The sequence below is a fragment of the Archangium sp. genome, assembly GCF_036389735.1.
GTDB lineage: Bacteria > Myxococcota > Myxococcia > Myxococcales > Myxococcaceae > Archangium.
Genome location: NZ_DASVWK010000770.1, coordinates 1 through 6,402, shown reverse-complemented (window position 1 = coordinate 6,402; position 6,402 = coordinate 1). Strand labels below are relative to the sequence as shown.

Annotated in this window: 6 protein-coding genes and 1 tRNA gene; 5 read left to right on the top strand and 2 right to left on the bottom strand. The window is 68.5% G+C overall.

Features of this window, described 5'->3' with window-relative positions:
• Nucleotides 1-17 precede the first annotated feature (17 nt).
• Together VF794_RS27420 and VF794_RS27415 are read left to right on the top strand one after the other, a co-directional pair.
• Nucleotides 18-635, top strand: a complete 618-nt coding sequence (locus VF794_RS27420) for a nucleotide exchange factor GrpE (protein ID WP_331115411.1) — start codon at nt 18-20, stop codon at nt 633-635.
• A gap of 49 nt (nt 636-684) precedes the next feature.
• Entirely contained in the window at nt 685-2,151 is a 1,467-nt protein-coding gene (locus tag VF794_RS27415; RefSeq protein ID WP_331115409.1) for a trypsin-like peptidase domain-containing protein, read from the top strand.
• A gap of 9 nt (nt 2,152-2,160) precedes the next feature.
• On the opposite strand, the gene VF794_RS27410 is transcribed toward VF794_RS27415, so the two are convergent.
• On the bottom strand, nt 2,161-2,811 hold the full coding sequence (locus VF794_RS27410; RefSeq protein ID WP_331115408.1) for a DUF6066 family protein: 651 nt from the start codon (nt 2,809-2,811) through the stop codon (nt 2,161-2,163).
• 187 nt (nt 2,812-2,998) lie between these two features.
• On the opposite strand from VF794_RS27410, the gene VF794_RS27405 reads away from it, so the two are divergent.
• Nucleotides 2,999-3,358: a PilZ domain-containing protein gene (locus VF794_RS27405; RefSeq protein ID WP_331115406.1), complete on the top strand. Its 360-nt coding sequence runs from the start codon at nt 2,999-3,001 to the stop codon at nt 3,356-3,358.
• 86 nt (nt 3,359-3,444) lie between these two features.
• On the opposite strand, the gene VF794_RS27400 is transcribed toward VF794_RS27405, so the two are convergent.
• Nucleotides 3,445-4,995 carry a Glu/Leu/Phe/Val dehydrogenase gene (locus VF794_RS27400; RefSeq protein WP_331115404.1) on the bottom strand — a complete coding sequence of 517 codons (1,551 nt, stop codon included), beginning with the start codon at nt 4,993-4,995 and terminating at the stop codon, nt 3,445-3,447.
• Between the two features lie 310 nt (nt 4,996-5,305).
• Here VF794_RS27400 and VF794_RS27395 point away from each other — a divergent pair.
• Nucleotides 5,306-5,381 (top strand) — tRNA-Thr (locus VF794_RS27395).
• A gap of 108 nt (nt 5,382-5,489) precedes the next feature.
• A complete protein-coding gene (locus tag VF794_RS27390; protein ID WP_331115402.1) occupies nt 5,490-6,359 on the top strand; it encodes a hypothetical protein in 870 nt (289 codons plus the stop codon).
• Nucleotides 6,360-6,402 lie beyond the last annotated feature (43 nt).

Sequence of the window (6,402 nt, the reverse complement as noted above, 5' to 3'; positions counted from 1 at the left end):
CTGGTTACGTTCGCCGCATGAACGGCAATCCCCGGACAGATGGGACGTCCCCGGAGACGCAGGCCCAGGACGCGGCCGCGTCCACGGCGTCGCCCGAGACGACCGCCGAGCAGTCGGCCCAGCAGCAGGCCGGCCCGGCGGTGGATCAGGAGCGGCAGCGGCTGGAGGCGGAGTTGGACGCGACCCGGCGTCGTGTGGACCAGCTCGCGCGCGCCTATCAAGAGGTGCAGAAGGACCGCGAGGAATTCAAGCAACGCCTCACGCGTGAGCGCGAGCGGATGATGGACGTGGAGCGCGGCAACGTGGCCACCACGCTGCTGGAGGCGGTGGACGAGCTGGACCGCTGCCTCTCCATGAGCGGGGGCGACACCACGTCCCCCCTGGCGCAGGGCGTGAAGATGATCCGCGACGGGCTGCTCTCGAAGCTCCAGCAATCGGGCATCGAGCGCATCAAGGTGGTGGGTCTGCCCTACGATCCGAATACCGCCGAGGCCACGGACATGGAGATCACCGCCAATCCGGACGAGGATCAGAAGGTGGTGGCCGAGGCCAGCGCGGGCTACAAGCTGAAGGATCGGATCATCCGGCCCGCGCGGGTGAAGGTGGCCAAGTACATCGCCCCCGCCCAGGCCTGAGGTGTTCCTGGGAAATAGCCGGCGGGGGTGGGTGTTCGAGCCGGTTGCCATGGCCCCCGTCGCCCTCCGCCGCCTCCTTCCTCTCACCCCCTTCCTCGTGCTCCTGTCACTGGTGATCACCCCCAGGGCGGGAGCGGAGCAGGGACCGCTCGCCCCGTGGCTCGCGGCCCGGGCGCGGGAGCATGTCTCCTGGCACGAGGAGTCCGCCCAGGTGCGCAGCGGCCCGATGGGGCTGTGGCGCGAGTGGGCCTCCAAGGAGCCGATGCTGCCGGGCTTCGTGCCGCCCACCTCGCTGGCGCCGCTCATCCGGGCGGTGGAGGCGGGGGTGGTGAACATCAACGTCAGCCTCTCGGGGACGGATCCGCTGCGGGGCCCGGTGCGCACGGGCAGCAGCACGGGTTCGGGCTTCATCCTCACACCGGACGGGCTGGTGGTGACGAACAACCACGTGGTGGCGCGCGGGGACGTGGAGGCCAGGGAGATCACGGTGCGCCTGTCCGACGGGCGCGAGTTCCCCGCCGAGGTGGTGGGGCGCGACAAGTCCACGGACGTGGCGCTGCTGCGGCTGCGCGGCCAGGGGCTGGCGGGGCTGCCGGCGGTGTACCTGGGAGACTCGGATCGGCTGGAGGTAGGCGACTGGGTGCTGGCCATCGGCAGCCCGTTCGCGTTGGATCACTCCGTCTCGCACGGGATGATCTCCGCCAAGGAGCGGGTGATCGGCGTGGGCCCCTTCGACGACTTCATCCAGACGGACGCGCTCATCAACCCGGGCAACTCGGGTGGACCGCTCTTCAACATGCGCGGCGAGGTGGTGGGGGTGAACACGGCCATCATCAGCCAGGGACAGGGCATCGGCTTCGCGGTGCCCATCAACATGGTGAAGGACCTGCTGCCCAACCTGCGCAAGAACGGCCAGCTCCAGCGGGGCTGGTTGGGCGTGGTGATCGACGAGAGAGCCCAGGAGGGCCAGCCCCAGCAGCGCGCCGCGGTGGTGCGGGACGTGTACCGCGACAGCCCGGCGGCGCAGGCGGGCATCCGCACCGGGGATCAGGTGGTGGCGGTGAACGGGCGGCAGGTGGACTCGTTCCAGCAGCTGTTGCGCAAGGTGGCGATGCTGGCGCCGGGCACGGAGGCGAAGCTGACGCTGCTGCGTGGCGGCACCACCCAGGACGTGATGGTGAAGCTGTCGGCCCGTCCGGCCCAGGAGGTGCTGGAGGCACTGGCCAGCCCGGGCAACCTGGCGGACCTCGGCCTGGTGCTCCGGGACGTCTCGCCCGAGGTGGCGGCGCCCCTGGGGCTCCAGCCCTACGACGGCGTGCTGGTGTCGGGCGTGCTGCCGCGCAGCGTGGCGTCGCGCGCGGGGCTGCGGGCGGGGGACGTGGTGACGGAGGTGAACCGCCGCAAGGTGAGGGACATCGCGGCGGTGAAGGGCGCGCTGGAGCGGGGCGCGGGCGCGGCGGTGCTGCTCCGGGTGCGGCGCGGCGAGGTGCAGCAGTACGTCGCGCTGGAGCCCTAGCCCCCCAGGCTACTTCCTCTTCCTGCCACCCGCGGAGGAGGTCTCCTCGGCGAACCACCGGCCCAGCGGCTCGCCCGTGCGCGCGTGGGTGAGGAGCAGCGCCTCGACGCGCGCCCCCACGCCGTACATCTTCCCGCCCCCCTTCTTGCGCGGCAGGGCCCACACCTCCTGCGGCGTGAAGACCATCTGCACGCGGATCTGGCGCGTGGAGAAGAGGCGCAGGAGGTTGCTGGCGTTCCAGCCCTCGGGGGTGGTGCCGGTGATGCGCAGGAGCGGCAGCAGCGGGTTGCCCTGGGTGTCCGTCTGCGTGGGCACGCCCTGGGTGAGGGCATAGGGGCCCCCGGGGAAGAAGGGCGTCACGAAGATGGTGTAGTTGCCCGTGCCGGGTTGGTACGGGCCCGGGCTGACCATCGTCGCCGAGTCCTCGTTGATGATCATGTACAGCTTCTTCCCCTGGAACCTCTTGCGGAACGCCTCGGCATCGGCGCGGCAGGAGGAGCCGGCGAACAGGCCGGAGCACTCGCCCACGTACTTCTCCAGGAAGATGCCAAGGCTGCCCAGGGGCTCGGCCTGATCCCTCTGGCGGGCGAAGCGCGGATCCACGTCCGCCAGGGCGAGCGCGGGCAACAGGAGGACGGCGGCCAGGATGAGTCGTCTCACGGAGGGGGCACTCCAGGCAGGTGAAGAGGGGGGCCGATGCTGCCACCCCGGCCGCCTACCGGCACTCCCGGGCAGCGGGTACGTAGCGGTACGTGTGGGTATGGGTGGGTGGATATTTTGACTACATGGCCCCACCATGTAGTTTTCGTGGCACCTTCCACCCACCCGGACACCCCGGAGGCACCCCTTGGCTCAGGTCCACACGGAGCGACGTACCCACCTGCGGTTCGACAAGGTCTTCACCATCTACCTCTCCACGGAGGGGGGGCTGAGCCGAGGCATCGGACGCAACATCAGCGCCCAGGGCCTGTTCGTGGAGACGCGCGAGTCGCTGGCGTTGGGCGAGCGGGTGAAGGTGACGTTCGCGGGGGAGGACGGCACGGAGATGACGTGCCTGTGCGAGGTGCGCTACCAGGTGGCGCTCTCGTACGGCCGCAAGGACGGGCGCGAGGGCAACAGCCGGGGCGTGGGGCTGCGCATCGTCGCCTACGAGGTGCAGGACGATCATCCGCTGCTGCTGGTGGACCGCGAGCGCGTCATGCACTGACGCGCCGCTGGGGACGCGGTGGAAAAAGCAAAGGGCACGGCCGCCAGGAGCGACCGTGCCCTTCGTGCTTCAGGGGAGGCGGGGGCTTACTGGGAGAAGCCCTCGAGGAGGTAGTGGGCCTCGATGCGCTTGAGCGCGAGGATCATCGCGGCGCAGCGCGGATCCACTTCCTTGCCGGAGATGAACGGGCGGCTGTCATGCGACTCGGTGCGGCGGCCCTGGTTGCGCGAGATGTCGCGGATGATGCGGTAGTTGCGCTTCATCGCGTGCTCGAGGCGCTGGTTGACCTCGGCCTCGCTCCAGCGCTCCATGCGCTTGTTCTGGATCCACTCGTAGTAGCTCACCGTCACGCCGCCGGCGTTGGCGATGATGTCGGGGATCATGTCGATGCCGCGCTTCTGCAGGACGCGATCGGCCTCGGGGGTGGTGGGACCGTTGGCGCCCTCGGCGATCAGCTTCACCTTGATGCGCTCGGCCACGTCCCCGGTGATTTCACCACCCAGGGCGGCGGGGATGCACATGTCCGCGGAGACCTCCCAGAAGTCCTTCTTCTCGATCTTCTGGGCGCCGGGGAACCCGAGCACGCTCTTGCGCAGGTTCTTCGGATCGTTCACGTGGGCGATGAGCGCGGGCACGTCGATGCCGTCGCCGTTGTAGATGGTGCCGTCGGCGTCGTTGACCGCGAGCAGGCGGGCGCCCATCTTCTGGAGGATGGCGGCGCCGTGGCTGCCCACGTTGCCGAAGCCCTGGAGGATGAAGGTCTTGCCCTTCAGGTTCTCGCCCTTCTCGGCGTAGTAGTCCTCGATGCAGAAGGCCACGCCCTGGCCGGTGGCGGCCGCACGGCCCTCCGAGCCGCCGATGCGCACGTCCTTGCCGGTGACGATGCCGCGCATGTTGTGGCGCTCGCGCTCGCCGTCCGAGTACTGACGGTACATGAGGGCCATGATCTCCCCGTTCGTCCCCACGTCGGGAGCGGGGATGTCGATGTTGGGACCGATCAGACCCTTGAGCTTGTACATGAAGCGCAGGGTGATGTTCTCCAACTCCTCGCGGCCGTACGAGCGCGGGTCGATCTGGATGCCACCCTTGCCACCGCCGAACGGAACCTCGGAGATGGCGGTCTTCCAGGTCATCTCGGCGCCGAGCGCCTTGAAGAGATCCAGGGAGACCTCGCGGTGATAGCGGATGCCGCCCTTGTAGGGGCCACGCGCCTGGTTGTGCTGGACGCGGTAGGCCTTGAAGCGCTGGGACTCGCCGGGGACGAGCTGGTACACGTTGCCGTCCGGCAGACGGATGTGACCGCGGCGAATGGAGACGTCCGAGCCGAGCAGGGCGCGACCATTGAGGATGATCTTCCCGTCCGCCAGCCGCTCCAGCCCCTCGGGGTTGCGCACCTGGGAGATGGAGAGGTCCGCGAAGTCCCGGGCCAGCTCGGGGGCGAGCGGCACGAGGCGATCCTTCAGCTTCGCGGTGACGTAGAAGATGTGCTCGTAGTCGGGCTCCTCGAGCTCGAGGCGAACGCGCTTGTCCAGACCGATGATGTCGGCGGCGCGGTTGAAGATCTCCATCGCCTCCGTGTAGACGGTGCGCTTGGGCGTCGGAGCCGGGGCGCGCATGAAATTCTCTTCGCTGGCCATGTCGGGAATCGCTCCTTGGGGTGAGGCGATTGTTGAGTAGAAGCGAGGCCCTTATGTGCATAGCGTCCACCAGGGGTCAACCGGCTGGGCGGGTTGTTGAGATCCAAACGTTCAACAGTTTCGGGTAGTTAGCCAACGCGGTGTGTCATTCACCCCGGGTGTTCGCTCGCCTGCTCCCCTGGGCTGGGCGGAGGGGGAGGAGAGGCGGGGTGGGGGAGGATGAAAGAAGTGCTTGCCGTGGTTGGGGCAGCGTGTTACTTCGCGCGCCCACATCGGCAACGCCAAAAGCGTCGTCGTTGCGGCGGGTTGTGCCGACATAGCTCAGTCGGTAGAGCAACTGATTCGTAATCAGTAGGTCTCCGGTTCAAATCCGGATGTCGGCTCCAATAGTTTCAAGAGGTTACGGGTCGGTTGCGAAAGCAGCCGACCCTTTTTATTTGCCCTGTTGGGGAATCTGTTGGGTAACGCCGCCCGACGACCCACGGGAGCATGTCGTGAAGGCGAAGCGTCGAGGCGGGTTCAGTGGCTCCTGGGCCGGGGGCGAGATCTACTGGAAGGACCTGGGCGAGGCCGAGGTCCCCGCAGATGCGGCCGAGCCGGGGGTGGGCAGCGGTTCCTCCGGAACCACGGGCAAGCGGGGGCGGAAGCCCAAGGGGCCGAGCGGGCCCACCTACTACATCTCGAAGATGGTGGGTGGGCGCCGGTACAAGGTCTCCACCGGGGCCGACAACCTGAAGGACGCGCTCCACGAGCTGGACCGCTTCATGGCGGACCCCGTGGGCTATCGCTCTCCGGCCGAGAGGCGCCCGGAACGTGCGCTCCCCATTCTGCTGAACGCGGAGACGGCCACGCAGTTCCTCACGTGGAGCCGGGACGAGAAGAAGAACAGCCCGAAGTGGGTCCACGAGCAGAAGGTGTACCTGGCCTGGTGGCAGGAGGTGCTCGGCTCGGTCAACCTGCGCGAGTTGCGCATCGAGCAGCTCCTGGAGGTGCTGAACGGGACGAAGTGCCGGACGCCGAAGATCGCGGTCATCAAGAGCCTCTACGGCTACCTGCGCAAGGACGGCTTCCGGGACGCGGAGGGCGGAGTGCACCGGCTGGCTGCCGATGAGGACCCGACCCTGCACCACCTCACAGCGGCTCAGCGGCTGCGGCAGCACGGGCCCATCGGATTCTGGCGCCTGTCCGGGGCCGTAGAGCGGGCGTGTAAGGCGGCGGGCGTCAAGATCTTCACGCCCGCGAACCTTCGCCACAGCGTGGCTACCTGGGCCGTGGAGGCCGGCGCCACCATCGGGCAGGTGGGCGACTACCTAGCCCGGATTTGTCACACCGGGCACGGACATAGGGCTGGTGTCGCGGCGTAGTCTGCTGGTGGCCGCGCGCCTGGCCTCGCGTCGGTTCTGGCTC

What these genes read in the sequence shown, in the direction of transcription:
- VF794_RS27420 (WP_331115411.1), top strand. Translation starts at nt 18, where the DNA reads ATGAACGGCAATCCCCGGACAGATGGGACGTCCCCGGAGACGCAGGCC.
- VF794_RS27415 (WP_331115409.1), top strand. Translation starts at nt 685, where the DNA reads ATGGCCCCCGTCGCCCTCCGCCGCCTCCTTCCTCTCACCCCCTTCCTC.
- VF794_RS27400 (WP_331115404.1), bottom strand. Translation starts at nt 4,995, where the DNA reads ATGGCCAGCGAAGAGAATTTCATGCGCGCCCCGGCTCCGACGCCCAAG.